Source organism: Leifsonia sp. ALI-44-B (assembly GCF_001984125.1).
In the GTDB taxonomy this organism is placed as follows: domain Bacteria; phylum Actinomycetota; class Actinomycetes; order Actinomycetales; family Microbacteriaceae; genus Okibacterium.
Map to the genome: position 1 here is coordinate 1625158 of NZ_MTQL01000007.1, position 26823 is coordinate 1651980.

The 26823-nt window shown below is 68.8% G+C and carries 26 protein-coding genes; 13 read left to right on the forward strand and 13 right to left on the reverse strand.

Features of this window, described 5'->3' with window-relative positions; translation table 11 throughout:
• The first annotated feature begins 106 nt into the window (after positions 1 to 106).
• Both ALI44B_RS14535 and ALI44B_RS14540 read left to right on the forward strand, forming a co-directional pair.
• Entirely contained in the window at positions 107 to 1540 is a 1434-nt protein-coding gene (locus tag ALI44B_RS14535) for an NAD(P)H-quinone dehydrogenase (RefSeq protein ID WP_077055270.1), read from the forward strand.
• Between the two features lie 3 nt (positions 1541 to 1543).
• Positions 1544 to 2470, forward strand: a complete 927-nt coding sequence (locus ALI44B_RS14540; protein ID WP_077055271.1) for an AEC family transporter — start codon at positions 1544 to 1546, stop codon at positions 2468 to 2470.
• A 43-nt stretch (positions 2471 to 2513) separates the two neighbouring features.
• On the opposite strand, the gene ALI44B_RS14545 is transcribed toward ALI44B_RS14540, so the two are convergent.
• The 3 genes from ALI44B_RS14545 to ALI44B_RS14555 all read right to left on the reverse strand — a co-directional run bounded on the left by ALI44B_RS14545 (position 2514) and on the right by ALI44B_RS14555 (position 6100).
• Positions 2514 to 3245 (reverse strand): Abi family protein, encoded by a 732-nt coding sequence (locus tag ALI44B_RS14545; protein ID WP_077055272.1) that lies wholly within the window; start codon positions 3243 to 3245, stop codon positions 2514 to 2516.
• 284 nt (positions 3246 to 3529) lie between these two features.
• Positions 3530 to 5308 (reverse strand): ATP-binding protein, encoded by a 1779-nt coding sequence (locus ALI44B_RS14550; RefSeq protein WP_077055273.1) that lies wholly within the window; start codon positions 5306 to 5308, stop codon positions 3530 to 3532.
• A 144-nt stretch (positions 5309 to 5452) separates the two neighbouring features.
• Entirely contained in the window at positions 5453 to 6100 is a 648-nt protein-coding gene (locus tag ALI44B_RS14555; protein ID WP_077055654.1) for a Maf family protein, read from the reverse strand.
• 81 nt (positions 6101 to 6181) lie between these two features.
• Between ALI44B_RS14555 and ALI44B_RS14560 the strand changes: the two genes are divergently transcribed.
• From ALI44B_RS14560 to ALI44B_RS14575, 4 genes are read left to right on the forward strand one after another with little or no spacing between them, the layout of a single operon-like run.
• The gene (locus tag ALI44B_RS14560) at positions 6182 to 7441 is read left to right on the forward strand and encodes a class I SAM-dependent RNA methyltransferase (protein ID WP_077055274.1); all 1260 of its coding nucleotides are present in this window, start codon (positions 6182 to 6184) and stop codon (positions 7439 to 7441) included.
• Positions 7442 to 7469: 28 nt separating this feature from the next.
• Positions 7470 to 8132 (forward strand): response regulator transcription factor, encoded by a 663-nt coding sequence (locus ALI44B_RS14565; RefSeq protein ID WP_077055655.1) that lies wholly within the window; start codon positions 7470 to 7472, stop codon positions 8130 to 8132.
• A gap of 33 nt (positions 8133 to 8165) precedes the next feature.
• On the forward strand, positions 8166 to 9473 hold the full coding sequence (locus ALI44B_RS14570; protein ID WP_143459291.1) for a sensor histidine kinase: 1308 nt from the start codon (positions 8166 to 8168) through the stop codon (positions 9471 to 9473).
• Positions 9470 to 10492 (forward strand): DUF8320 family protein, encoded by a 1023-nt coding sequence (locus ALI44B_RS14575; protein ID WP_077055276.1) that lies wholly within the window; start codon positions 9470 to 9472, stop codon positions 10490 to 10492. Before ALI44B_RS14570 ends, ALI44B_RS14575 begins: the two co-directional genes overlap by 4 nt.
• A 251-nt stretch (positions 10493 to 10743) precedes the next feature.
• Here ALI44B_RS14575 and ALI44B_RS14580 read toward each other — a convergent pair whose 3' ends face one another.
• Together ALI44B_RS14580 and ALI44B_RS14585 are read right to left on the reverse strand one after the other, a co-directional pair.
• Complete coding sequence (locus ALI44B_RS14580; protein ID WP_083710074.1) at positions 10744 to 11010, reverse strand: acyl-CoA carboxylase subunit epsilon; 267 nt, start codon at positions 11008 to 11010, stop codon at positions 10744 to 10746.
• Positions 11007 to 12578, reverse strand: coding sequence for an acyl-CoA carboxylase subunit beta (locus ALI44B_RS14585; protein WP_077055657.1), 1572 nt, complete (start codon positions 12576 to 12578; stop codon positions 11007 to 11009). The genes ALI44B_RS14580 and ALI44B_RS14585 overlap by 4 nt, the downstream gene beginning before the upstream one ends.
• A 368-nt stretch (positions 12579 to 12946) precedes the next feature.
• On the opposite strand from ALI44B_RS14585, the gene ALI44B_RS16310 reads away from it, so the two are divergent.
• The 5 genes from ALI44B_RS16310 to ALI44B_RS14610 all read left to right on the forward strand — a co-directional run bounded on the left by ALI44B_RS16310 (position 12947) and on the right by ALI44B_RS14610 (position 17802).
• A complete protein-coding gene (locus ALI44B_RS16310) occupies positions 12947 to 13933 on the forward strand; it encodes a biotin--[acetyl-CoA-carboxylase] ligase (RefSeq protein ID WP_077055277.1) in 987 nt (328 codons plus the stop codon).
• A 48-nt stretch (positions 13934 to 13981) separates the two neighbouring features.
• Positions 13982 to 14560, forward strand: a complete 579-nt coding sequence (locus tag ALI44B_RS14595) for a PH domain-containing protein (protein ID WP_238592223.1) — start codon at positions 13982 to 13984, stop codon at positions 14558 to 14560.
• Positions 14561 to 14771: 211 nt separating this feature from the next.
• Complete coding sequence (locus ALI44B_RS14600) at positions 14772 to 15908, forward strand: 5-(carboxyamino)imidazole ribonucleotide synthase (RefSeq protein WP_077055278.1); 1137 nt, start codon at positions 14772 to 14774, stop codon at positions 15906 to 15908.
• A gap of 17 nt (positions 15909 to 15925) precedes the next feature.
• On the forward strand, positions 15926 to 16435 hold the full coding sequence (gene purE / locus ALI44B_RS14605; RefSeq protein ID WP_077055279.1) for a 5-(carboxyamino)imidazole ribonucleotide mutase: 510 nt from the start codon (positions 15926 to 15928) through the stop codon (positions 16433 to 16435).
• Positions 16432 to 17802, forward strand: coding sequence for an LCP family protein (locus ALI44B_RS14610; protein ID WP_077055280.1), 1371 nt, complete (start codon positions 16432 to 16434; stop codon positions 17800 to 17802). The genes purE and ALI44B_RS14610 overlap by 4 nt, the downstream gene beginning before the upstream one ends.
• Before the next feature lie 85 nt (positions 17803 to 17887).
• On the opposite strand, the gene ALI44B_RS14615 is transcribed toward ALI44B_RS14610, so the two are convergent.
• The 4 genes from ALI44B_RS14615 to ALI44B_RS14630 all read right to left on the reverse strand — a co-directional run bounded on the left by ALI44B_RS14615 (position 17888) and on the right by ALI44B_RS14630 (position 21367).
• Positions 17888 to 19027, reverse strand: a complete 1140-nt coding sequence (locus ALI44B_RS14615) for a glycosyltransferase family 4 protein (RefSeq protein ID WP_077055281.1) — start codon at positions 19025 to 19027, stop codon at positions 17888 to 17890.
• Positions 19028 to 19051: 24 nt separating this feature from the next.
• Positions 19052 to 19939, reverse strand: coding sequence for a dTDP-4-dehydrorhamnose reductase (gene rfbD, locus ALI44B_RS14620; RefSeq protein ID WP_077055282.1), 888 nt, complete (start codon positions 19937 to 19939; stop codon positions 19052 to 19054).
• A gap of 73 nt (positions 19940 to 20012) precedes the next feature.
• The gene (locus tag ALI44B_RS14625; RefSeq protein WP_077055283.1) at positions 20013 to 20789 is read right to left on the reverse strand and encodes a polyprenol monophosphomannose synthase; all 777 of its coding nucleotides are present in this window, start codon (positions 20787 to 20789) and stop codon (positions 20013 to 20015) included.
• Complete coding sequence (locus tag ALI44B_RS14630; RefSeq protein WP_083710077.1) at positions 20786 to 21367, reverse strand: GtrA family protein; 582 nt, start codon at positions 21365 to 21367, stop codon at positions 20786 to 20788. The genes ALI44B_RS14625 and ALI44B_RS14630 overlap by 4 nt, the downstream gene beginning before the upstream one ends.
• Positions 21368 to 21597: 230 nt before the next feature.
• On the opposite strand from ALI44B_RS14630, the gene ALI44B_RS14635 reads away from it, so the two are divergent.
• Together ALI44B_RS14635 and rfbA are read left to right on the forward strand one after the other, a co-directional pair.
• Positions 21598 to 22212, forward strand: coding sequence for a dTDP-4-dehydrorhamnose 3,5-epimerase family protein (locus ALI44B_RS14635; protein ID WP_077055284.1), 615 nt, complete (start codon positions 21598 to 21600; stop codon positions 22210 to 22212).
• Between the two features lie 2 nt (positions 22213 to 22214).
• The gene (gene rfbA, locus ALI44B_RS14640; protein WP_077055285.1) at positions 22215 to 23078 is read left to right on the forward strand and encodes a glucose-1-phosphate thymidylyltransferase RfbA; all 864 of its coding nucleotides are present in this window, start codon (positions 22215 to 22217) and stop codon (positions 23076 to 23078) included.
• A gap of 105 nt (positions 23079 to 23183) precedes the next feature.
• On the opposite strand, the gene ALI44B_RS14645 is transcribed toward rfbA, so the two are convergent.
• Genes ALI44B_RS14645 through ALI44B_RS14660 form a run of 4 tightly spaced genes read right to left on the reverse strand, consistent with a single transcriptional unit; the run spans position 23184 to position 26819 of the window.
• On the reverse strand, positions 23184 to 24734 hold the full coding sequence (locus ALI44B_RS14645; RefSeq protein WP_077055286.1) for a glycosyltransferase: 1551 nt from the start codon (positions 24732 to 24734) through the stop codon (positions 23184 to 23186).
• Positions 24735 to 24736: 2 nt separating this feature from the next.
• Positions 24737 to 25003 (reverse strand): hypothetical protein, encoded by a 267-nt coding sequence (locus ALI44B_RS14650; RefSeq protein ID WP_077055287.1) that lies wholly within the window; start codon positions 25001 to 25003, stop codon positions 24737 to 24739.
• Positions 25000 to 25929: a hypothetical protein gene (locus ALI44B_RS14655; protein ID WP_077055288.1), complete on the reverse strand. Its 930-nt coding sequence runs from the start codon at positions 25927 to 25929 to the stop codon at positions 25000 to 25002. Before ALI44B_RS14655 ends, ALI44B_RS14650 begins: the two co-directional genes overlap by 4 nt.
• Positions 25929 to 26819, reverse strand: a complete 891-nt coding sequence (locus ALI44B_RS14660; protein WP_077055289.1) for a glycosyltransferase family 2 protein — start codon at positions 26817 to 26819, stop codon at positions 25929 to 25931. Before ALI44B_RS14660 ends, ALI44B_RS14655 begins: the two co-directional genes overlap by 1 nt.
• Between the last annotated feature and the right edge of the window lie 4 nt (positions 26820 to 26823).

Consider the following 26823-nt stretch of genomic DNA (forward strand, 5'->3'; position numbering starts at 1 on the left):
GGCGGGGCCAGGGCTTGACGCTCGCCTGAGCCGGTGTGGCGGCATCCGTGCGCGCGTGAGCGAATCCGTTTTGGTGCGCATCCGTGTCACCCGCGAGAATGGAGCAATGGCATATGAGTTCGAGCGCAAACAGCGAATCGCCGTCCTGGGCGGCGGCCCGGGTGGTTACGAGGCGGCCCTCGCGGGCGCTCAACTCGGGGCGGATGTCACGCTCATCGAGCGCACGGGCGTGGGCGGTTCGGCCGTCATCACCGACGTCGTGCCCTCGAAGTCGCTCATCGCCACGGCCGAGGCCGCCATCAGCATCTCCGAGGCCGAAGACCTGGGCGTGCAGTTCTTCAGCCGCAGCGCCGAGGGTCGGCCGGTGCGGCCCGAGGTGGCCGTCAACCTCGCGGCCGTGAACAAGCGTCTGCTGGGCCTCGCGCGTCAGCAGTCCGAAGACATGCGCACCAATCTCGTGCGCGAGGGCGTGCGCATCATCCAGGGCGAGGGGCGACTCGACGGGCGCAACAACGTGGTCGTCTCGACGGGCGGCGATGCGCCGACCGACTTCGACGGCGTCGAGGCCGACACCATCGTCATCTCGGTGGGCGCGAGCCCGCGTCAGCTTCCGTCGGCCAAACCCGATGGTGAACGCATCCTCACGTGGACGCAGCTCTACAACCTGAAGAGCGTTCCCGAGCACCTCATCGTCGTGGGTTCGGGTGTCACGGGCGCCGAGTTCGCCAGCGCCTACACGGCCCTCGGCTCGAAGGTCACGCTCATCTCGAGCCGCGACCAGGTGCTGCCGGGCGAGGACGCCGACGCGGCCGCCGTGATCGAGAAGGTCTTCAAGCGCAACGGCATGACGGTGCTCTCGAAGTCGCGCGCCGACAGCGTTGCGCGCACCGAGAACGGGGTCATCGCCACGCTCTCCGACGGGCGCACGGTCGAGGGCAGCCACTGCCTCGTCGCCGTGGGGTCGGTGCCCAACACCTCCGGCATCGGGCTCGAAGAGGCGGGCGTGCAGCTCACCGAGTCGGGCCACATCCGCGTGAACCGGGTGGCGCGCACATCCATGCCCAACATCTATGCGGCCGGCGATTGCACCACGCTGCTGCCGCTCGCCTCGGTGGCGTCGATGCAGGGCCGCACGGCCATGTTCCACGCCATGGGCGATGCCGTGAGCCCCATCGAGGTGCGCAACGTGGCCGCCAACATCTTCACGCAGCCCGAGATCGCGACCGTCGGCTGGACGCAGAAGCAGATCGAAGAGGGCATCGCGCAGGGCGACATCTACAAACTGCCCCTGGCCTCCAACCCGCGCGCCAAGATGATGGGCATCAAGGATGGCTTCGTCAAACTGTTCGCGCGCACGGGGTCTGGCACCGTCATCGGCGGCGTGATCGTGGCGCCCAAGGCATCCGAACTCGTCTTCCCCCTGGCCCTCGCGGTCGAGCACCGCCTCACGGTCGACCAGGTGGCGCGCGCCTTCGCCGTCTACCCGTCGCTCACGGGGTCGCTGGCCGACGCGGCCCGCGCCATGCACATCGTTCTCTAACGCATGGGCGGTGTGCTCGTCGGTTTCGGCATCATCGGTTTCGTCATCCTGGTCGGGTACATCGCCGGGCGGCTGAAGATCGGTGGGCCCGACGCCGGCTACACGCTCAACCGCATCGCGTTCTTCGTCACCAACCCGGCGCTGCTCTTCACCGTTCTGGCGCACGCCGACCTGCACGTGGTGTTCTCGTCGTTCATCCTCGTGGCCGGCATCGCGGCCGTCGCCATGGCGCTCGTCTACGTGCTCGTGGCGCGGCTGTGGTTCAAGTCAGGCGCGTCTGAGACAACCATCGGCGCCATGGCGTCTGGCTACGTCAACGCCAACAACATCGGCATCCCCGTGGCCGTCTACGTGCTGGGCGACGCGCAATACGTGGCGCCCATCCTGCTGCTGCAACTCATCGTCTTCGCGCCCATCGCCTTGGGCGTGCTCGATGTGGCCGACCGCGGTTCGGCGTCGTTCCGCACCATCGCCACGCAGCCGTTCCGCAACCCCATGATCATCGCGTCGGTGATCGGCGTCATCGTGGCCGCGACGGGGCTGCCCGTGCCCGACGAGGTCTACGCGCCGTTCGAGTTGCTGGGCGGTGCCGCCGTTCCCCTCATCCTGCTGGCGTTCGGCATGTCGCTCAACGGCCAGCGCCCGTTCCAGGCGGGCACGGGTCGCAAGGCCGTCCTCGTGTCGTCGCTGCTCAAATCGGTGGGCATGCCCGTTGCGGCCTACCTCCTCGCCCATTTCGCTTTCGGGATGTCGGGGGCGCCGCTCTTCGCGGCCGTCGTCCTCGCGGCCCTGCCCAGCGCGCAGAACGTCTTCAACTTCGCGAGCCGCTACGGTCGCGGGGTGGTCCTCGCCCGCGACACCGTGCTCCTGACGACCATCGCCTCGGTCCCGGTCCTCCTCGTCATCGCGGCGCTCCTCGCGCCGCTATAGAACGCGCGAGATCCGCGCGGCAAAGGACGCCTGCGCTCTTACCTCAGAAACTCCGCACCGCGTCGTCGGAATCGGGGGAACGAGCGGCGACGTCTGCAAGGGTAGTTCGTTCAGCGCACCACGCGGCGACGTCAACGCTCGTGTAGCCCAGGATGGTGAGCAACCGCTCGAGAACTCGACGGTGTTCGATGTTATGGATCGGTTCATGGTGACTCACGCGGTTGCGAAAGTTGCGGGCCTGGTTGAGCAGCACGTAAAGGTCCGAACGGCGTCCCCGGAAGAGCGGGAAAGCGTGCCGGAGAGCCTTCTGCCAGAGTGAGCGTTCATAGTCGACACCGGTGGCCTTGTCGCCGCTCTTCAGGAGACCGGTCCAGAAACCGAAGTCGAGCGCGGCAACGATGTCGTCGGGAGTCGGAGGAGGGAGGTGTCGACGGTTGCGCTCCGTCTCCAGCCGTCGAATCTTCTGGCGCAGATCGGCTTCCTGCCGATAGACCAAACGAAGATCCTCGCTATTCCACCAGTCCGCGCGGCCGAACCGGCGCGCCAGTTGATCGTTCATGGCGTTTCTGGTCGTGATCTCGACGAGATGAAGGGGTCCGAGATAGGCGGCCGCGAGAGCCATGTTGTACACGTATGTGTCCAGGGGATCGGTGCGAATACCGTCGCAGGCTCGCCGTGAGGAGTGCGCATACCCCGTCAACCGCGGCCGGGAGAGCAGGCGCGTGAGCTCCGAGCGCTGGCGCGCGGTCGCGGTGTTTCGATCGGGGATGGCCACGGGATCACCATAGACAATCCGCCCGCCCCTAGTTAGGGTTGACCTGTACGTGCACGAGACACACCCGGCCATTCGGGTCCCTCGTGCCTAAACTGAATGGCCTCGATGGGAGCCCGATTTTTCGGGCTCCTTTCTTGTTTCCGGTTCATCCACACGAATGCAGCGACTTTCTCTTGCGTTCGCTCCCTCGTGGTACCAAAACGTGGCGCCCGCGCCTTTTCCGCCCCTGCGCCGGACCTCCCCGAAAAAGGTCGAGGGTGTCCGCGCAGCGGGCGTGTCGCCTTCTACTCCGAGATGGTGAGCAGCTGGTGGCCACTCGACACGGTCGTGCCGACCTCGGCCTTGACGTTGCCGACCACGCCGTCCTTGTGGGCCGTGATGGGCTGTTCCATCTTCATGGCCTCGAGCACGAGCAGCAGATCGCCCTTGACGACGCGTTCGCCCTCGGAGACCTGCAGCTTCACGATGGTGGCCTGCATGGGGGAGGAGACGCTGTCGCCCGTGGCGGTGACGACGGAGCCGGAGCCGCCGCCGCGTCGCCCGGGGGGCGTGACCGAACGGCCCGCGCCCGATGCCCCGGCGGAACCGACCTGGCCGAGGCCCTCGGGCAGGCTCACGGCGATGCGCTTGCCGCCGACTTCGACGACGACCGTGTCGCGGCCGCCCTGCGGTGACGAGGGCTCGAGCTCACCGTTCCAGGGCTCGATGTCGTTCTCGAACTCGTTCTCGATCCACAGCGTGTAGACGCCGAAGGTGCCGTCGGCGGCCGTGAAGGCGGGCTCGCGCACGATCTTGCGGTGGAAAGGCAGCACGGTGGGCAGGCCGGCTACCTCGAACTCGTCGAGGGCGCGGCGGGCGCGCTCGAGGGCCTGTTCGCGCGTGGCGCCCGTGACGATGACCTTGCCGAGCAGCGAGTCGAAGGCGCCCGAGATCTCGTCACCGGCCGTGACACCCGAGTCGACGCGCACGCCGGGGCCGCCGAGCGAGGAGAACACGTGGATGGGGCCGGGCTGCGGCAGGAACCCGCGACCTGGGTCTTCGCCGTTGATGCGGAACTCGAACGAGTGCCCGACGGGGGTGGGGTCGCCGTAGTCGAGCGTGCCGCCCGCGGCGATGCGGAACTGCTCGCGCACGAGGTCGATGCCCGTGACCTCTTCGGAGACGGGGTGCTCGACCTGCAGGCGCGTGTTGACCTCGAGGAACGACACCGTTCCGTCGCCGCCGATCAGGAACTCGCACGTGCCGGCGCCCACGTAGCCGACCTCTTTCAGGATGGCCTTGGATGCACGGTAGAGCTCGGTGTTCTGCGCCTCGGTGAGGAACGGCGCGGGGGCCTCCTCGACGAGCTTCTGGTGGCGGCGCTGCAGCGAGCAGTCGCGCGTGGACACGACGACGACGTTGCCCTCGGCGTCGGCGAGGCACTGCGTCTCGACGTGGCGCGGCTTGTCGAGGTACTTCTCGACGAAGCATTCGCCGCGGCCGAAGGCGGCGACGGCCTCGCGCGTGGCCGATTCGAAGAGCTCGGGGATGGAGTCGCGGTCGCGGGCCACCTTGAGGCCGCGCCCGCCGCCGCCGAAAGCGGCCTTGATGGCCACGGGCAGGCCGTGCGTGTCGACGAAGTCGAGCACCTCCTGCGCGCCCGAGACGGGGTTGATGGTGCCGGGGGCGAGGGGTGCGCCCACCTTCTCGGCCACGTGGCGGGCCGAGACCTTGTCGCCCAGTCGCTCGATGGCCTCGGGGGAGGGCCCGATCCACACGAGCCCGGCGTCGACGACGGCGCGCGCGAAGTCGGCGTTCTCGGCGAGGAAGCCGTAGCCCGGGTGCACGGCGTCGGCGCCGGACCGTCGGGCCACCGAGAGCAGCTTCTCGATGGAGAGGTAGGTGGTGGCGCTCGTGGCACCCTCGAGCGCGTAGGCCTCGTCGGCGAGTTTCGCGTGCAGGGCGTCGCGATCCTGATCGGCGTAGACGGCGACACTGCCGAGGTTGCTGTCGCGCGCGGCGCGGATCACCCGAACGGCGATCTCGCCCCGGTTGGCAATGAGGACTTTGGAGATAGCTGGCACAGTCCCTTAGCCTATTGCCCTTTTCGCGAGGCCCTTTGGTCATTCCTCACAAAAATGCCGGGCAAACCAGGGCGCACATCGACAAGCCGAAGGCGAGCGGATGCCTGACTCCGAGGTCCGTCGTTCGCTCGCCTGCGGCGAGCCTCAGCGGTTGCGCAGCGACGACCAGGAGCCGCCCAGGGTGTTCACCGTGCGCCGGAGCGCCGGCAGCGACATCCCGACCACGGTCGACGGGTCGCCCTCGATGCGCTGGATGAACGGGGCCCCGAGGCTGTCGATCGTGAATGCGCCCGCGACCTGGAGCGGCTCGCCCGTCGCGATGTAGTCGTCGATCTCGACGTCGGTGATGTCGTCGGCGAAGGTCACGGTGGCCGATGTGGTGCCGCCCGTCGCGCCGTTCACGCGACCCCCGCGGTGGTCGATGACCCAGAGGCCCGAGTGCAGTGTGCCCGTCGCGCCGCGCTGCAGCTGCCAGCGTTCGCGCGCCCGCTCGGGCGTGTGCGGTTTGCCGTAGGCCACGCCGTCGATCTCGAACGCCGAGTCGCCGCCCACCACGAACCCGTCGAGCGCCTCGGATGCCCGAGCCGCGGCCTCGACGACCGCCTCCGCTTTCACGCGCCCGAGGAACGCGACCATCTCGGCGGGGGACAGTGCGCCGTGTTCGGCCTCGTGGCGTGCGACCGCGGCATCCTCGTCGACCTCGGAGGGGATGACCACGGGTTCGACGCCGGCCTGGCGCAACAGCATGAGCCGGGCGGGGGAGGTGCTTGCCAGGTAGAGGGTCACGACGATCCTGTCTTCTTGTCGGGCGGGGCGGCCGGGCGCGGGCGCAGCAGTGTTGGTGTGCCGCGGCATCCGTGTAATGCTCGACGGATGAGCATTTCAGGTGACACCGCCGACAGCATCGTTCTCGAGATTAGCAATGTGGCCCACGGGGGCGTCTTCGTGGCGCGCCACGAGGGCCGCGTCGTCTTCGTGCCCGACACCATGCCGGGCGAGACGGTGCGCGCGCGCATCACGGATGACTCGAAGAAGAGCTTCTGGCGCGCCGAGACGCTCGAGGTGCTCACGCCCGCGCCCGAGCGCGTGCCGCACATCTGGTCGGCGGCCTCGATCGACCGCGCACCCGACGAGCGTGCCGGCGGAGCCGAATTCGGCCACATCGCGTTGCCGCACCAGCGCGAGCTGAAGCGCCGCGTGCTCGTCGACGCCCTGCAGCGTTTCGGCGGCATCGAGCGCGACGTCGAGGTCGAGGCGGCCCCGGGCGACGACGAGGCCAACGGTCTCGGCTACCGCAGCCGCGTGAGCCTGCACGTCGACGAAGAGGGCCGCGTGGGCCCGTTCGCCGCGCGCAGCCACCGCGTCGTGCCCGTCGACGACCTGCCGCTCGCCACGAGCGCTGTGCAGCAGGCCGCGCCCCTCGGCACGCCCATGCCCGGCCTCGAGCGCGTCGACGTCATCGCGCCGTCGGTGGGTGCCACGCGCGTCGTCGGCACCGACCCCGACGGCCGCCGCCGCGCGGGCGAACCCCTCGTCGAGCGTGTCGGCACGCGCGAGTTCCATGTCGCCGAAGAGGGTTTCTGGCAGGTGCACCGCCACGCGGCCGATGTGCTCACGCGCGCCGTGCAAGACATCCTGGTCGCCGACGAATTCGACCCCCAGGCCTTCAACCTCGATCTCTACGGCGGCGTCGGCCTGTTCGCGGCCGCGCTGGGCGACAAGTTCGGCCGCACCACGCGCATCACGACCGTCGAATCCGAGACCACGGCCACCGACTGGGCCGCTGAGAACCTGGCCGAGTGGGTAGGCGCTCAGGCCATCACCGACCGCGTCGACCGCTACCTGCAGCGCCTCGTGCGTTCCGTCGGAGCATCCGAGCGCCGTCGACTGCAGGCCGCCACCGTCGTGCTCGACCCGCCCCGCTCGGGCGCCGGCAAGAACGTCGTTGCGGCCCTCGTCGACCTGCACCCCGCCCAGATCGTCTACGTGGCGTGCGACCCCGTCGCCCTCGCGCGCGACCTCGGTTCGTTCCGTGACGCGGGCTACGAGCTCGACCGCCTGCGCGCCTTCGACCTGTTCCCGCACACGCACCACCTCGAATCGGTAGCGCTCCTCCGCCCGACGAACCGTTAGGCCCGCCGTGTCGGGCTACGATGAGCACGTGGTACGCGTGGCGATTATCGACGATCATGAATCGGTCCGACTGGGGTTGGCCGCCGTGTGTGCGGCGTCCGGCTACGACGTGGTGCAATCCGTGGCCACGGTCAACGACTTCCTGAGTCGCTCGCAGGCCACGCACGGCCCCTCGGCCGATGTCGTCATCCTCGACCTGTCGCTCGGCGACGGTTCGCGCATCGCCGACAACGTGCGCCGCGTGCACGACACGGGTTCCGCCGTGCTCATCCACTCGATAGCCGACCGGATGGCCGGTGTGCGTGAGGCTCTCGCAGCTGGCGCGGCAGCCGTCATCCCCAAGTCGTCGCCCACGGGAACGGTCGTCTCGGCCATTCGCACGGTCGCCAACGGACAGGTGCTCAACAACCTCGAGTGGGCCAGCGCGATCGACGCCGACTCCGAGTTCGCGCAGGTGCAGCTGGGTCGGCGAGAGCGTGATGTGTTGCATCTCTATGCATCCGGCCTGCCCATGAAAGACGTCGCCGCCCAGCTCGGCATCGCGCAGTCTACGGCCAAAGAGTACCTCTCCCGCATCCGCACCAAGTACGTCGATGTGGGACGCCCCGCGCCCACTAAAGTGGATCTATTGCGCCGGGCCGTCGAAGACGGCATCCTGCCGGATCTCGGTCCGAGCCAGAACGACGCGTAGAGCCGCAACACAAAAACACACGGGGGGCGCTGGGTGACAACGGGAATACCCGACAACATCAACCGGGTCGTGGCCCCACGGCAACGGTTGTTCAGCACCGAGCGCGTCGAACGCCTCTATGACCGTTCCGTCGCGGCCATCTCGCTGTTGTTCGGGTTGCAGACCTTCTCGGTCGTCCTGAGCGATGGCAGCCTCATCGAGGGGCCCGCCGGCAACGCCACCCTCATCCTGGTCTTCGGCACCCTCACGCTCTTCATCGCCGCCGGTTTCGCCGGTCGCTTCGCGCGGCCGACGGCCACCCTCTTCGCGATCGTCTACCTCGTCTCCGTCATCGCGTGGCCGTTCCTCACCGGTGGCGCCCATGCGGCCTCCGACACCGAGCCGTGGTTGTGGTACCTGTGTGGCGCTGTCGCCTGTGCCACCGCCGCACTGGCCTTCCCGACCACCTTGGCCATCGTCTACAGCATCGTCACGCCCGTTGCCTATGGCGTCGCTCGCACCATCGGCCCCGGTGGTCAGATCGTCAACGCCGAGATCGGTGTACTGGATGCCTCCTACGGCGCCATGATCGGACTCATCATCGTCATGCTGGGCGTCACGTTCCGCCATGCGGCGCGCGCGGTCGACGAAGCGCGGGTCACGGCCCTCAACCGCTACGACGAGGCCGTGCACCAGCACGCGCGCGAGGTGCAGCGCATCGAGGTCGACGCGCTCGTGCACGATATGGTGCTTGCCGCCCTGCAGGCCGCCGAGCGCGCCACGACCCCCGCGCAGTCCCGGGCCGCGGTCGCGCTCGCCGAGAACGCCATCAAACACCTCGCGACTCATGGCGACACGCTCACGGCATCCGCTCGTGACGACGGAGACCTCGAACCCACCTACGGCACGGGCGAACTGGTCGCCGCCATCTCGCGCGCGGCCCGGGCGCACCGGGTTCCTTTCGAGGTGCACGACGAGACGAGCGAGCATTTCCCGCTGCCGGCTCGCGTGCTCGCCATCCTGTCGAGTGCCACCGAACAGGCCATGGCCAACAGCGCGCAGCACGCCGGTGACCGCGTGACGTCCCGCACCGTGACGCTCCGCACGACCGCCGGGCGCGTCGAGATCGTCGTGCACGACGACGGAGTGGGCTTCGACCCGACGCGCGTCGACGAGAGCCGCCTGGGCCTGCGCGTCTCCATCATCGAACGCGTCGTGAAATCGGGCGGCAGCGTGACCATCGACAGCACGGCGGGCGCCGGCACGACGATCGTCATCCGCTGGGCGCCCAACCAAACCATCCAGGCACCCCGGCCGCCGGCCGCCCCCGGCGAGCTGACCGAGCAGGGGGCCGCCTCGTGATCGCGCTCAACCGCTACGCGCTCCTGGCCCTGGCCGCCGCGTTCTCGATCTACAACGTCATCCGCGGTGTCATCACGCTGCCGCAGGCCGAATCGCCCTGGCCAAGCATCGTGGGCATGGTGCTCTACCTCGTCGTCACCATCATCAGCCTGTGGCCGTCGTCGCCGACGGCCATGCCGCTGTGGCTCGCGAGCCTCAACCTCGGCACGGCCGTCGCGCTGCCGCTGCTCGTCACGTCGCAGCTCGATCCGTCGGTCAACAACGGCTACGCCACCTGGCACGTCGCGTCGATCGGCGCGCTCATGACCATCACGGCCGTGCGGCGCCGCGAGGCCTTCGCCTGGATCGGCATCATCTTCTTGACCGCGCAGTCCATCCTCTGGGCCGGGGCGGGCGTCGCCCTGCAGATCGGCATCCCAGGCAGCATCCTGTGGGTGGCGCTGGCATCCATTCTGACGCGGTCGCTCGTGCGCGTGGGGCGCGATGAACAGAACCTCGCCATCGCCGAGCGCGAGGCCGCGCAGTGGCAGGCCGCGCAGGACGCGCACCACGAGGAGCGCCGCGTGCGCCTCAAGCAGGCCGAACGCGTGGCGCTGCCGACGCTTCGCAACATCATCCTCGCGGGCGGTTCGCTCAGCCAGCAGGAGCGTGCCGAGGCCAAGGTGCTCGAGGCGGGGCTGCGCGACGAGATCCGCGGGCGCATGTTGCTGAACGACGCCGTGCGGGCGCGTGTGGCCGAGGCCCGCCGCCGCGGAAGTGTCATCTCGCTGCTCGACGAGGGAACGCTCGACGAGATCGCCGAAGACGATCGCCAGCGCGTGCTCGACCGCGTGGCCGAGGCTGTGGCGTCGACGCGGGCCCACCGCATGATCGTGCGCACGGCACCCGTCGACTCGCCGACGGCCGTGACGGTCGTGGCGCTCAACCCGTCGGGTGACCCGGACGACGACGAGGACGAAGTGCAGCTGTGGCTCGAGATCCCGCGCAAGGCGTCGGTCGAGACGCACACCGGGGCTTAACAGTCGGAAGGGCCGGTTCCAGAGGAACCGGCCCTTCACAAACCCCAGGTCGAACGGTAACCCGAATACCAGCTCGACCCGCCCCCAGCCATTCGTACATACCCTTGTTCACACGAGTGGCTGGTGGTGAATCTCTTGCGAGAGCCACCTAGCAATACTTATTCTGGCGGTCGGCCGCCAAGCGTACCAGTCGGCATTTCGGAGGACACCCCCGTATTCGTGGGGCGATGTCGTGGGCTCAGTCGGCCGAATCAGCCGGTGAAGCCGCGCCAGTGCCCCGGGCCGGGCACATGGGGTCGACGCAAGCCGCGCTGGCTGCGCTGCCACGCCGTCACGCGAACCGGGCGCGGTGTGGCGGCAGCGGCGGCCTCGCGGGCGCGCAGCGTGGCGAGCAGCACGGCGGTCACGGCGGCGAGCTCGACATCGCTCGGGGCGCCCGAGACCACGCGGAACGCGGGCGACGCCGCAGACGTCGTGGCCGCGGCATCCGCCGTCGTGTCGGTCGGGGTCGAACTCACAGCGGGATGTTCCCGTGCTTCTTGGCCGGCAGGCTCGCGCGTTTGGTGCGCAGGGCCCGCAGCGCCTTGATGACCGATACGCGCGTGGCGGCCGGCTCGATGACGCCGTCAAGTTCGCCGCGCTCGGCAGCGAGGAACGGGCTGGCCACGTTGTAGGTGTACTCGTTGGCGAGCTTGGTGCGCACGGCCTGCACGTCTTCGCCGGCCTCTTCGGCGCGTTTGATCTCGCCGCGGTAAAGGATGTTGACGGCGCCCTGGCCGCCCATGACGGCGATCTCGGCGGTCGGCCACGCCAGGTTGATGTCGGCGCCCAGCTGCTTCGAACCCATGACGATGTACGCGCCGCCGTAGGCCTTCCGCAGGATCACGGTGACGAGCGGCACGGTGGCCTCGGCGTAGGCGTAGAGCAGCTTGGCGCCGCGGCGGATGACACCGGTCCACTCCTGGTCGGTGCCGGGCAGGTAGCCGGGCACGTCGACGAGCGTGAGGATGGGGATCGAGAACGCGTCACAGAAGCGCACGAAGCGCGAGGCTTTCTCGCCCGCCTCGATGTTGAGGGTTCCCGCCATGGCCTGAGGCTGGTTGGCGATGACGCCCACCGTGCGGCCCTCGACCCGGGCGAACCCGATGACGATGTTGGGCGCGAACAGCGGCTGCACCTCGAGGAAGTCGCCGTGGTCGACGACGTGCTCGATGACGGTCTTCACGTCGTAGGGCTGGTTGGGGGAGTCGGGGATGAGCGTGTTGAGGCGGCGGTCCTCGTCGGTGGTCTCGAGCTCGACGACGGTGTCGAATTCGGGCAGCTCGGCCAGGTTGTTGTCGGGCAGGAAGCTCACGAGCGAACGCGCGTAGTCCAGGGCATCCTGTTCGTCGCTCGCCAGGTAGTGCGCCACACCCGAGCGCGTGTTGTGGGTGAGCGCGCCGCCCAGTTCTTCCATGCCGACGTCCTCGCCCGTGACGGTCTTGATGACGTCGGGGCCCGTGACGAACATCTGGCTGGTCTTGTCGACCATGATGACGAAGTCGGTGAGGGCGGGGGAGTAGACGGCGCCGCCGGCCGCTGGGCCCATGATGAGCGAGATCTGCGGGATGACACCCGAGGCGGCCGTGTTGCGGCGGAAGATCTCGCCGTACTTGCCGAGGGCCACGACGCCCTCCTGAATGCGGGCTCCACCCGAGTCGAGGATGCCGAGGATGGGCACGCCCGTCTTCAGTGCGAGGTCCATGACCTTGATGATCTTTTCGCCGGCCACCTCGCCGAGCGATCCGCCGAAGACCGTGAAGTCCTGCGAGTAGACGGCGACCTGGCGGCCGTGGATGGTGCCCGTTCCGGTGACGACGGCGTCACCGTAGGGCCGGGACTTGTCCATGCCGAAAGCGTGCGTGCGGTGGCGCACGAACTCGTCGAGCTCGACGAAGCTGCCCGGGTCGAGCAGCAGGTCGATGCGCTCACGCGCCGTCATCTTGCCCTTGGCGTGCTGCTTTTTGATGGCGGCTTCGCCCGAGGCGGTCACGGCCTCGTGGTATCGACGGGAGAGGTCGGCCAGCTTGCCGGCCGTCGTCATCATGTCGGGGGTGTCAGGGGCGCCCTGGACCTCGGTCGGTTGAGCAGCGTCTTTGGCGTTCACGTCAAGGTTCTCCGTCACGGGCTTCACTCTACCGTGCACGGAGGGGCCCCAACCGTTGGAGGAACCCCACAAGGTGCGCGCACGAGCCTTGTCGGTATCGCGTTTCCTCGTGCGCGTCGAGCGGGTCTGAGCGCCCCGGCGGACCCGATGCCTCGGCGGCGCGGGATGTCGACCGGTGCGGATGTCGAGCGACGCGGAGGACGAGTGGCGGACCACGAGTGGTGCGGATGTCGCAGCGATGCCGGATGTCGCAGCGATCCCGATGCTGCGGGACGCTATCTCGCAGAAGCTTCCGTACTCTTGGGCGCATGCCTCCTACCTCAGCCCTGCTTCCTCGCTCGTCGGCTGCCGCCGGCCGACTCGTCGCGCTGCCGCACGCCCTGTCGACGAATGACGAGCTCACGGAGCGCGTCCGCACGGCCCCGTCGGAGTGGCCGCATCTCTCGGTCGTGGTCACCGACGACCAGCGCGCGGGGCGGGGACGCCTCGGACGCGTGTGGACGGCCGAGGCCGGGACGTCCCTCGCGGTTTCGGTGCTGTTGCGCCCGCAACCCGCCTTCTCGCCCGACGTCTACGGCTGGATCCCGTTGGCCGCGGGGGCCGCTATGACGCTGGCCGTGCGGGAGGCGCTGGCCGGAGCATCCGAGATCGCCCGCGATTCTGACGCCAACGCCAGCGCCAATGCCGCTGCCGATGCGGATGCCGACGCCAACGCCGATGCCAATGGCAACGCCCATGCCAATGCTGGTGCCGAGAGCGAGTCCGCTGCCAAGTCCGCCGAGCGCCGCGTGCATCTCAAATGGCCGAACGACGTGCTCATCGAGGGCCGCAAGGTTGCCGGAGTGCTCTCGGAGCTGCTCGCGCTGCCGAACGCCCCCGCGGTCGTCGTAGGCGTGGGCCTCAACCTCTCGATGACCGCCGAGCAACTTCCCGTGCCCACGGCGACATCGCTCGCGCTCGCCGGGGTGCGCGACATCGACGTCGACGCCGTGCTCGCACGGTTCCTCACCGAACTCGACGAGATGCTGCACGCCCTGCAACAGGCGGACGGTGACGCGGTAGCGGCCGGCGTGCACGCGCGCGTCGCCGCCCTGCTCGGAACGGTGGGCCGCGACATCCGCGCCGACCTGCCGGGGGGAGACACGCTCGAGGGGCGCGCGACGGGTCTCGCCCCCGACGGCCGCCTGCTCGTGCGGCGCCGCGACGCCGCCCCGGGCCAGGCCCCCGAGGTCGCCGTCGCGGCGGGGGGCATCACCCACCTGCGGCTGACCGGTTCGGGCGAAACCCTCGGCTGACCGGCGCGTGCACCCGGTGGGGAATGCGGTGTGCGGTACAAAGGAGACATGGCCCAGCAGCAGATGAACACGGAGACGTCCGCGTTCGATGTGCTTTCGCGACCGGTGGTCCCCACCGAACGTGTCGTCGCCCGCTTGCGCCCGCACGGACGGGTGCTGCTCTGGCCGGCGCTCGCGCTGATCGCCGGATCGGGTGCCGCCGCCTACGCTTTCGGCCTCTTCACGGAGACCTGGCAGCTGTGGACCATCGCGGGTGTTCTTGCCGCCTGGGTGCTCTTCGCCGTCCTGCTGCCCTACGCGCTGTGGCTCAACCGCCGTTACATCATCACCACGCGGCGCGTCATCTCGCGCCGTGGTTTCTTCGTGCGCGAACGCACCGAGATCTTCCATGGCCGCGGCTATTCCACGGCGCTCCGTCGTGGGCCGCTGCAGTCGATGTTCCGTTCGGGCACGCTCGTGCTGACCTCCGGTATCGACAAACCACTCGTGCTCGCCGACGTGCCGCGCGCCGACCTGGTTTCCGAGGCGCTCAACGAGCTCGTCGAGCGCAGCCAGACCGCCGGAGCCTCGCTCCGTTCGTCGGCCGGTTCGATCGTGCCGCCGCGCCCGCCGCTGCCCGGCGCCTGACGGCAACCCGGCTGCCGCGCGAGCGGCGCCTGACCGGTCTGTGGCCGCAATCTGACCGCCATGCGTGCGGCGCCTGACCGCTCTGTGGCCGCTACGTGACCGCCACGCGTCCGGCGCCTGACCCCCACGCCCGGCGCGGCACGCACCCCGCAAATGCGGCAGGATGGTTATTGGTGGAACGGCCGACCCAGGCCGTGCGACGTGAGGAGCGATGATGGTGACAGTCGGTGTGATCGGCGGCGGACAGCTGGCACGGATGATGATCCCCCCGGCGGTGAACCTCGGCCTCGACATCCGCATCCTGGCGGAGCAGGACGGCATGTCGGCAGCCCTCGCGGCGACGGCTGTCGGCGACTACCGCGACCTCGACACGGTTCTGGCGTTCGCCGAGACCGTCGACGTCATCACGTTCGACCACGAGCACGTGCCGGCGCCCATCCTGCGCGAACTGCAGGCGCGCGGCATCCCCGTTCACCCGGGCCCCGATGCCCTGCACTTCGCCCAAGACAAGATCGCCATGCGCGAGAAGCTGTCCGAGATCGGCGTGCCGGTTCCCGAGTGGGCGGCCGTGACCAACGCCGACGAGCTGGCCGCGTTCCTCGCCGACAACGGTGGCGCTGCCGTGCTCAAGACCCCGCGCGGCGGCTACGACGGCAAGGGTGTGCGCGTCGTGCGCTCGGCCGACGACGCCGCCGACTGGTTCGCCGCCCTCGACGAGGACGGCCGCGGCGGCGCTCTGCTGGTCGAAGAACTCGTCGACTTCCGCCGCGAGCTCGCGCAGCTCGTGGCCCGCCGCCCGAGCGGACAGATCGTGGCCTGGCCCGTCGTCGAAACCGTGCAGAAGGATGGCGTGTGCAGCGAAGTGTTCGCGCCCGCCCCGCGTTCGGCCGGCCGCGTCGCCGAGATGGCCGAGCAGATCGCCCTGACGATCGCCGAGACCCTCGGCGTGACCGGTGTGCTCGCCGTCGAGCTCTTCGAGACCACCGACGACCGCATCCTCGTCAACGAGCTCGCCATGCGCCCGCACAACTCGGGCCACTGGACGCAGGATGGCTGCACCACGAGCCAGTTCGAGCAGCACCTGCGCGCCGTGCTCGACCTGCCGCTCGGCGCCACCGGATGCCACGACGACTACACGGTCATGGCCAACATCCTGGGCGGCCCCAGCGAGGGCACGCTCACCGACCGCTATGCGGCCGCGCTCGAGGCCCACCCCACGGTCAAGGTGCACAACTACGGCAAGGAGCCGCGCCCGGGTCGCAAGGTCGGCCACCTCAACGTTTCGGGGCCGGATCTCGACGAGGTTGCCTACCAGGCGCGTGCCGCAGCCGCCTTCTTCCAGGACTGAACCTTACGATGGGGGCTATGTCTCAGCTCTCCTCAGCTTCTCCCGTCGTCGGCGTCGTCATGGGCAGTGACTCCGACTGGTCCGTCATGCGCGACGCGCGCGACGTGCTCGAGGAGTTCGGTGTGCCCTACGAGGTCGAGGTCGTCTCGGCCCACCGCACGCCCGAGAAGATGATCGACTACGGGCGCGAGGCCCGGGGCCGCGGCATCCGCGTCATCATCGCCGGAGCCGGGGGAGCCGCGCACCTGCCCGGCATGCTCGCGGCCGTCACGGTGTTGCCCGTCATCGGTGTGCCCGTGCCCCTCGCGCGCCTCGACGGCCTCGACTCGCTGCTCTCGATCGTGCAGATGCCGGGCGGCGTGCCCGTCGCCACGGTGTCGATCGGCGGCGCCAAGAACGCGGGGCTGCTGGCCGTCCAGATTCTCGGCACCTCGGATGACGCGCTCGCCGACGCCATGGCCGCGTACCAGGTGGGGCTCGCCGACACGGTCGCCGAGAAGAACGACGCCCTCAAAAAGACCCTATGAGCACGTACACCGCGCTGCCGATCCGGCATCCCAACACCCAGTCGCGCACGGTGATGACGCGGCGTGCCTGGTGGCTCGTCGCCATGAACTTCCTCATCCCGGGCTCGGCCCAGGTGCTCGCGGGCAACCGCCGCCTCGGGCGCATCGGCCTCATCGCCACAATCACCATGTGGGTGCTCGTCCTGGCGGCCCTGCTGCTCTATCTCGCCACGCCGCAGACGATCTACAACCTCGCGACGAACTCCTATGCGCTGCTGCTGGCCCAGATCGTGCTCGTGGCTTACGCGTTCCTCTGGATCGTGCTCACGATCAATACGCTCTCGCTCGTGAAGCTCATCCGCGCGCGGCCGTCGTCGCGCGCCTGGATAGCGCTCGCGACGGTGGCGCTGCTCGTGGTCTCGGTGGGTGGGGCCGGCGCTGGCGCTTACTACGCGGGCATCACGCGCGGAACGCTGCAGTCGATCTTCGGCGGGGGCGCGGCATCCGTGCCGCCCGTCGACGGCCACTACAACATCCTGTTGCTGGGCGGTGACGCCGGCCCCGACCGCGAGGGCCTGCGCCCCGACAGCATGTCGGTCGTGTCGGTGGATGCCGAGACGGGCGCCGCGACCATGATCGGCCTGCCCCGCGACCTGCACAACATGCCCTTCTCCGACGGGTCGCCCATGAAGAAGCTCTACCCCAACGGGTACGGTTACAACGGCCGCTGCGATGTGAGCGCGTGCATGCTGAACTCCGTCTACACCGAGGCCGAGGTGCGGCATCCGGATCTCTACCCCGATGCCATCAAGAACGGCTCGCGGCCGGGCATCGAGGCCACGAAAGAGGCCATCGAGGGCACGCTCGACCTCGAGATCCAGTACTACGTGCTCATCGACATGCAGGGCTTCAGCGATCTCATCGACGCGCTCGGCGGCGTGGACATCACGGTGCCGAAGCGTGTGCCGGTCGGCGGCGATGAGAACCTCGTCGGTGTGGCCGAGTGGATCGAGGTGGGCGAGCACCACATGAACGGCTACTACGCGCTCTGGTACGCGCGGTCGCGGCACGGTTCGAGCGACTACGAGCGCATGGAACGGCAGCGGCAATTGCAGGCGGCGATTCTCAAGCAGTTCACGCCCGCCAACGTTCTGAGCAAGTTTCAGGTGATCGCGCAGGCCGGATCGCAGGTCGTCAAGACCGACATCCCGCAGGACATGCTCGGCTACTTCGTCGAGTTGGCGCTCAAGACCAAAGAGCTGCCCATCACCAACATCGAGCTCACGCCGGCCTCAGGCATCCAGCCCGAAGAGCCCGACTTCGACAAAATCCGCAGCATGGTGGATGCCGCGCTCCACCCGGCATCGCCCGCGCCGTCCGGCGGCTAGCGATCACCGACAACGCTGAAGGGCCCTCACGCAGGATGTGAGGGCCCTTCAACGTTTGTGCCTCTGCGCGTGCGCGCAGCGGTGCCTAGAGGTCGGCGTGCAGCTGCCAGACGCGCTCGGCCGAGTCGCGCCAGCTGAAGGCGCGAGCACGGTCGGAGCCGGCCACACTGAGGCGCGAGCGCAGGTCGCTGTCGTCGAGCACCTGCGCGATGGCCTCGGCCAGACGCTCGGGGTAGCCCTTCTTGCCGCCGCGTTCGACGACGAGCCCGGCGCCGCCCGCTACCTCGACGAGGGCGGGGTCGTCGGAGTGCACGACGGGCGTGCCGAACGACAGCGCCTCGACGAGCGGCAACCCGAAGCCTTCGCGAATGCTCGGGTAGACGAACACGGTGGCGCGGTCGAGCACGACGGCCAGGTCGGCGTCGGACAGGAAGCCCAGCGAACGCACGCGGCCCTCGGGCAGGCCGGCCTCGTCGGCAACGGACGCCAACGTGAGGTCGCCCCAACTGTCGGGCCCGATGACGAGCACGGGCAGGTCGGGAGCATCCGTCGCACCGAGGCCGCTGATGAGCGACAAGAGGCCGCGACGCGGGTCGAGGGTGCCAAACGTGAGGATGTATTCATCGGGAAGTTCGAGGTTGCCCGCGCGCCACTCGGCATCGCTCGTGAGCTGCAGGCCCGAACCGACGGCACCCGGGATGACGCGCACGCGGTCGCCGAAGTCGATGATCTCAGCTAGCTGCTCGGCCACGGCGTGCGTCGGCACCACGATGGCGTCGGCGTGCTTCTTGGCGCGCTTGGCCATCGACTTCGTGAACGACACCGACGTGGGCGTCAGCGACTTCGGATGCGTCCACGCCAGGGTGTCGTGAATCGTGACGACCGTCTGCTTGCGGTCGTAGGCCCGGTTGTGTCGCACCAGGGGAGCGAGCAGCGTGGGCGAGTGCACCATGCCGTCGCCGTAACCCGCCACAAGGCCCAGCTGCCACGCGGCCGACAACTCGCGACGCGCCAGCGTGGTCTTGTGCAGCTCGGCCAGGCCGGGCAGGCGCGTCTCGACGTCGGCGATCTTCTCGGGCGGCAGGCTCGACACGATGCCCTCGACCTGGCAGTTGCGCGGGGCCGTGAGGATCAGCGCCTTCGTCAACTCTTCGGTGTAGCGGCCGATGCCGCCGGGAACGGGCGCGACCATCTGGTCGACCACCATGGTCAGGGTCGTGGGCATGAGTGCTCCTGATCCGGCCGGGGCCTAGGCCTGGCTCGCGGCGGGGGCAGCGGTGTCGGCCGGGCGCGCGACGGCGCCGGTCTCGACGGCCTCGTGCAGGGCTTCGCGCCAGTCGCGCAGGGGCGACAGCCCGGCGGCGGCCCAGCCGTCGTGGCCGAGCACCGAGTAGGCCGGGCGGGGAGCCGGGCGCACGAAGCTGGCGCTGTCCGTCTTGCCCACGCGCTCGGGATCGAGACCCACCTCGGTGAAGATGGCGCGCGTGAAGTCGAACCACGAGCCCTGGCCCGCGTTGGTGCCGTGATAGACGCCCGCGGGGGCGTCGGCGTCGGCGAGGGCCACGATCTGGCGCGCGAGGTCTTTCGTCCAGGTGGGCTGGCCCAGCTGGTCGGTCACGACGCTCACGGTCGGGTGGCTCGCCGAGAGACGGATCATGGTGGCGGCGAAGTTGGGGCCGTGCTGGCCGTACAGCCACGCCGTGCGCACGATGTAGGTGCCGTCGGGGTGCTCGTCGAGCGCGAGCTTCTCGCCCGCGGCCTTGGTGCGGCCGTAGGCCGAGATGGGTGCGTGCGGGGTGTTCTCGGCGTAGGGCGTCGTCGCCGAGCCGTCGAAGACATAGTCGGTGGACACCTGGATGAGCTTGGCCCCGGCTTCGCGCGCCGCGATCGCCAGGTTCTGAGCACCGAGCGCGTTCACCGCGTAGGCGGCATCCTCGTTCGTCTCCGCGTCGTCGACCTTGGTGTAGGCGGCCGCGTTGATCACGACATCGTGGCCCGCGACGGCCTGGCGCACCGCGTCGAGATCGGTCACGTCGAGGTCGGCGCGCCCGAGGGCGGTCACCTCACGGCCCTGCAGAACGTCGATCAGGTCGGTGCCGAGCATGCCGGATGCTCCGGTGATGAGGTAACGCGTCATGGTGTCCTTCGCCAGCTGAGTCGGCGACGAAATGGCCGCCGAATGTGCGACCCCAGTCTAGCGAGGGGCCACCCTAGCGTCGGCTGAACAGGCCGGTGAGCTGCCGCATCCGACGCTGGAAACCCCACAGCGTGACCTTGCCCATGGCCTCGAAGATGATGTTGCCGCTCATCTTCGATTCGCCGATCTCGCGCTCGCGGAAGACGATCGGGACCTCTTCGATGCGGTAGCCGGCGGTGTCGACGCGCAGCGTCATGTCGATCTGGAAGCAGTAGCCGTGCGAGTTCACGTTCTCGAGGTTCAGCGCGCGCAGCACCTCGGCGTTGTAGACGCGGTAGCCGGCCGTGGCATCTTTGACGCCCACGCCGAGCGCCAGACGCGCATAGACGTTGGCCGCGCGGCTGAGGATCTCCCGGCGCTTTGGCCAGTTGACGACGCTTCCGCCGGGCACCCAGCGCGAGCCGATGACAAGGGCCGAACCGCCCTGAGCGATGGGTCGAGCTTTGGCGCGTGCCACCATCTCGGGCAGCGTCTCGGGCGGGTGCGATCCGTCGGCATCCATCTCGATGAGGTAGTCGTAGCCTTCGCCGAGGCCCCAGGCGAAGCCCTGCAGATAAGCGGAGCCGAGGCCCAGCTTGCCCGTGCGGTGCTTGACGTGGATGTGCGGGTCGGCCGCGGCCATGTCGTCGGCCACCTGGCCCGTGCCGTCGGGGCTGCCGTCGTCGACGACGAGCACGTGCCCGTCGGGCAGAACCTCGCGCACGCGGCCCACGATCTTCGGCAGGTTCTCCCGCTCGTTGAACGTGGGGATGATGACGAGCGCGGATGCTCCGGAATCGCTGGGTGTCACGGTCGGGCAGCTCCCTTGTCGCTGGCGGGCGCGGGGTTGCCGGCGCCGTCGATCGGATGTCCGGGCTCCTCGAACAGCGAACGCTGACCCTCTTCGACGCGGGCCCGGGCCGACAGGCCGTCGCTGCGGTGCATGCCGTAGACCCAGTAGCGGTAGAGCAGGAAGCGGAAGATGGTGCCGAGCACGAGCCCGATCACGTTGGCCGAGATGTTGTCGGCGATGATGTTGTCGAAACCGAGCAGGTGGTGAGACACCCACAGGCAGAGCAGGCTGATGAGCAGGCCGCCCACGGCTACGACGACGTATTCGAGCAGCTCGAGGACGAAGTTCTTGCGACGGTGCTCGCGGAAGGTCCAGTACCGGTTGCCGATCCAGTTGAACACGATGGCGACGCTCGTGGACAGCACCTTGGCGCCGAGCGCGGTGCTCCACCATCCCTCACCGAACACGCCGAGGCGCAGGAGGTTGAACAGGCCCGTGTCGATAGCGAAGCCGATGAGGCCGACGACCCCGAATTTCAGGGCGTACAGCACGATGCCGTGCCAGGCGCGTTCGGCCAGCTGGCGTATTCTTCTCATCAGACCTCGGAGGGGATCGTCGCGTGAAAGCGACCTCAATCGGTGACCTTCGTCGGTCTCTTCCGGACAGCGTCGCCGTGCACATGCACGATGACAGACTCATCATCGTATCCGATGACCGGCTGCATATTGGCTGACCATTCGGCGTGCGTCGCGGGTTCGGCGTGCGCATATCGTGACAAGCCGCTCATCTCTGCGCTGATCAGCCCGGTCTTGCTAGGATTTCGAGCGTGCAGATACGCGAACTCCGAGTCCCCGACAGTTACGAGATCACCCCGAAGCAGTTCGGCGACGACCGAGGCGTGTTCCTCGAGTGGTACCGCTTCGACAAGCTCGAAGAGACCATCGGGCACTCGCTGAACCTCGCCCAGGGCAACACGTCCGTGTCGAAGCGGGGCGTCGTGCGCGGCATCCACTTCGCCGATGTGCCGCCGAGCCAGGCCAAATACGTCACGGCCACCCACGGTGCCGTGCTCGACTACGTCATCGACATCCGCGTGGGGTCGCCCACCTTCGGCGAGTGGGACACGGTCCTGCTCGACGACACCGACCGCCGCGCCATCTACCTGGCCGAGGGCCTCGGTCACGCCTTCGTCGCCCTCACCGACGACGCCACCGTGAGCTACCTGGTCACCTCCACGTTCAACGCCGAGCGCGAGCACGGCATCAACCCGCTCGACCCCGAGATCGGGCTCGTCTTCCCCGAAGAGGCCGGCGAGCCGCTGCTGTCGCCGAAGGACACCGACGCCCCCGGGCTCTCCGAGGCCGCCGCGCAGGGGCTCCTGCCCACCTGGGAGGCCGCTCGCGCCTACTACGAAACGCTGAACAAGGGACAGGGACACTAACCATGCGCGGAATCATCCTCGCCGGCGGCTCCGGCACGCGACTGTGGCCGATCACCAAGGGCATCTCGAAGCAGCTCATGCCCATCTATGACAAGCCCATGATCTACTACCCCCTGTCGACGCTCATGATGGCCGACATCCGCGAGGTGTTGATCATCACGACGCCCGAATACAACGAGCAGTTCAAGGCGTTGTTGGGGGATGGCTCGGAGCTCGGCATGCGCATCGAATACGCCGTGCAGCCCTCGCCCGACGGCCTCGCCCAGGCGTTCATCATCGGCGAAGAGTTCATCGGCGACGAGAGCGTCGCGCTCGTGCTTGGCGACAACATCTTCCACGGAACGGGCCTCGGCTCGTCGCTGCGCACGCACAGCGACATCGAGGGCGCCACCATCTTCGCCTACCACGTGGCCAACCCGAAGGCCTACGGCGTCGTCGAGTTCGACGAGAACTTCACGGCCGTGTCGATCGAAGAGAAGCCCACCGAGCCGAAGAGCAACTACGCGGTTCCCGGCCTCTATTTCTACGACAACAATGTCGTCGAGATCGCGAAGACAATCGAGCCCTCCGCGCGCGGCGAGCTCGAGATCTCCACGGTCAACGAGCGCTACCTCGACGCGGGCAACCTCAGCGTCAAGGTGCTCGACCGCGGCACCGCGTGGCTCGACACGGGCACATTCGAGTCCATGATGCAGGCCTCCGAATACGTGCGTGTGATCGAAGACCGCCAGGGCTTCAAGGTCGGCTGCATCGAGGAGATCGCCTGGCGCGCCGGCTGGATCGACGACGAGCAGCTCGCCAAGCTCGCCGCGCCCCTCGTCAAGAGCGGCTACGGCACCTACCTGCAGGGCCTCCTGAGCGCCTAGGCGTCCAGCCGAAGCATCGGGCTCGATACGAAGAGCGCGTCCCCGATGGGGCGCGCTCTTCGTCGTTCTGAGGCCCGGTGCCGGCGGCCGTGCGGCCGGGGTGGCCTACGGCAGGTAGGGGTCGCGCTCGGGCACGCCCCAGCGGTCGTGCACGAGGGCGTATTCGGCATCCGTGATGGTGTTCACGCGCGTGCGAGACTCGTAGTGGAAGAGGACGACGTCGCGCAGCCACAGGAGGCGCAGGCCCAGCAGGTCGTGCACCTTCTTGCTCAGGTCGACGTCGTTGTAGTTGATGGCGAATTCTTCGGAGAAGCCGCCCACCTGCTCGACGGTCTCGCGGCGCATGGCGATGCACGCGCCCGTCAGGCCCGACGCCTCGCGGTTGACGAACAGCGCGCTGAACTCGCCGGGATAGATCTCGGGCGTGCCGAGGTAGGCGTGCGTGAACTGCCCGTTGCCGTAGCGGTGTCCGCCGTGCTGCAGCGTGCGATCCTCGAACAGCAGGCGCGCGCCCGTCATGCCGACATCGCTCTCGCGCAGCGGGGCGATGAGGTTCTCGATGACACCCTCGCTGATGGCCTCGACGTCGTCGTTCAGGAAGATGACGACATCGCCACGGGAGGCGAGGAACCCGGCGTTGCACTTGCGGCTGAAGTTGAAGGGCTCGTCGTAGCGCACGAGGGTGAGCCGGTCACCGGTGATCTCGGCCAACTCGTCGAGCACGGCATCCGGGGTCTCGGGGTCGTAGACGATGACGACCTCAACGTCGGTGTGGGCGCTCGTGGCCAGCACCGAACGCACGGCGTCAACGACGAACACGCGCTCGACACCGTTGATGGGGCCGGCCGAACCGCGCGTGGGGATGATGACGCTCACGCTCGTGGTCAGATCGGGGTCGCGCACCACGCGGTAGTGACTGGGCGCCGGACCGCGCTCGGCATGACCCAGGATGCCCACGCGCTTGACGTGGTCGTCGACGGCCTTGACGCCGGAATCCCAGGCATACGGCTTCGCGTCGATGTCGGTGGCCGCCGAACCCGGGATGGCGCGCCAGTGGTACAGCACCTCGGGGATGTGCACGATGCGCCGGGCCTTCTCGGTGACGCGCAGCGCGAGGTCGTGGTCTTGTGAGCCGTCGTAACCGTCGCGGAAGGCGCCGACCTCGTCGACGATGGAGCGGCGCAGCACCGACAGGTGGCCTGTGTACATGTGGCCGCGCAGGCGCTCGGGCGACCACTCGGGCTTCAGGAACGTGTCGTAGTGGGTGCCGTCTTCGCCGACCTTGTCTTCGTCGGTGTAGATGTAGTCGGCGTCGGGCTGCAGGTCGATCGCCTCGGACACCTTCTGCAGGGCGTCGGGGTGCAGCAGGTCGTCATTGTCGACGAGCGCCACGAAGTCGCCCGTGGCGGCCGCGAGGCCCACGTTCGAGGCGCCCACGATGCCCTTGTTCTCGGGCAGCTGCACCACACGGATGCGGCTGTCCTCGGCCTCGCGCTGGCGCAGGTAGGGCACGATGGATGCATCGGGCGACGCGTCGTCGGCGAGCACGAGCTCCCAGTTGCCGAAGCTCTGCGCGACGACCGAGTCGATCATCTCGCCGAGCACGTCGAGCGGCGGGTTGTAGACGGGCGTGACGACAGAGAATTTGGGGGCCATGCTCAACGCACCTTCGAGACGATGATCCGCACGAGGCTGCGGGCTTTGCGGGGGACGACTTTCGCGCGCAGGGCGGTCGACATGATGGCGTTCCCGACCTTCCACGACTTGGATGCCTTGAGCGCGGCGTTCTGGGCTTCGCTGCGGGCCAGCGCGCGCCGCGTTTCGGCGAGCGTCGCCTCGATGCCGAGTGCGCGGTCGGCGGCGACCAGGCGATCGTGTTCGGGCGAGGACAGCAGGGTGGCGGCGTCGAGCGGCTTTCGGGTCACGGGGTCATCCTATCGGCCGGCTCGTCGGCGGCACCGGGGCGGGCCTGGAGCACGGGGTCGGTGAGCGGGGTGGTGTGCAGCAGATGCTCGGAGAAGACGGTCTTGAGGTCGAAGATGGCGTGGTGCTGGTCGACGTCACGCAGGACGAACTCGATGGGCGTCTCCACCTTGATGAGGCGCCAGCCGTTCCAGGCGGCGAACGTCGACATCCACATGTCCTCGAGGAACAGGTAGCGGCGGGGGAGCGCGCGGAAGAAGACATCCGAGCGCACCAGGGTGCTGTCGCAGACCGCGCCGCCCGTTCCCACATAGGTGGCGGCGTCGCCCTGCGAGAGGGCCGCGCGCTGATAGTAGGTCTCGACATAGCTGAACGCCCACCAGCCCGCGATGGAGCGCGGGGCATAGGCCGCGAGCAGGTCGTCGAGAAAAGCGGGGGTGATGTCTTCGTCGTCGTCGAGCATGACGAACGGGCCCTCGTAACCCGTGTCGACGACGCGGCGCATGGCGAGGAAACGCCCGACGCCGCCCACGTTGACGGGGGCGTTGAAGAGTTCGATGCTGTCGATCGCGCCGAGATCGAGCGCCTGCACCGCGCGGCGGTAGTGGTCACCGTTGGCGGCGAGGTTGTTCCACAGGATGAGGCGGATTCGGCGGCCGCCGTGTTGCTCGCCGAGCTGCTTCACGATGTCGGCGATGCGCTGCGGTCGCTTCCACAGGCACATGACCACCGGGAGGGCGTCGTTCGAGGGGGTGCCGCGCAGGCGTTCGAAGTCGAGGGGACGTTCGAGGTGTCGGCGGTAGGCGTTCCAGCGCCGCGATTCCGTGTAGCCCTCGCGGGCTCCGCGGGCGGCCCGCAGGCCGGCGCGCGCGACGGGGCCGAGCCCGAGGCGTTGGGCGGTGCGGCCGACGGCGTTGCGCAACGCCATCACGCGGCTCCGGACGAGTGGGACGTGCCTGACGAACGCGACGAACGCGTGTTCCACCGCAGGCGTACCCAGAGCCCAAGGCGCAGCAGTCCACGCAGCGGCGCCTGATACCAGCGCGGGTAGCGGCGGGACAGGTAGAGATAGGCGCTCGAGTGGTGGGCCGTCAGCATGCGGACCGGGTTCTGCGAGGTGCTGCGCGCGCCGCGGTGCACGACGGTCGCGGCGGGCACGTAGCGGTTCTCGAAACCCGCCTCGCGCAGTCGGCGGCCGAGGTCGACATCCTCGAAGTACATGAAGAAGCTCTCGTCGAAGCCGCCGACGCGCTCGAACGCCGCGCGCCGGATGAGCACGCACGCGCCCGACAGCCAGCCGACGGATGCCTCGAGCCCCGTGTCGATGCGCTCGTTGTGGTAGCGCTGCGTCCACGGGTTCGATGGCCAGATGCGCGAGAAGAGGGCATGGCCGGCGCCCGACGACAGCGAGGGCAGTTCGCGCGCGGAGGGGTAGATCTCGCCCTCCTCGGTGAGGATGCGCGGCCCGGCTGCCCCGGCCTCGGGGTGACGATCAAGGATGTCGACGAGCGCGTCGATGCTGCCGGGTTCGAGCACGACATCCGGGTTAGAGATGAGCAGGAATTCGACATCCGGCGAGACCGTGCGCGCGCCGGCGTTGATGCCGCCGCCGTAACCCCGGTTGTCGTCGAGCAGCAGGAACGATGCCCCGCGCTCGTCGACGGTGGCGCGGGTGTCATCGTGCTGGGGCGAGGCGTTGTCGACGACGACGACGTCGACGGGCCCGGTCGACGCGCGCTCCACGGATTCGAGGAACGGGCCGATCTGGTCGCCGGAGTTGTACGTCACCGTGACGACGGCGACTCGAGGGGAGCTCATCGGA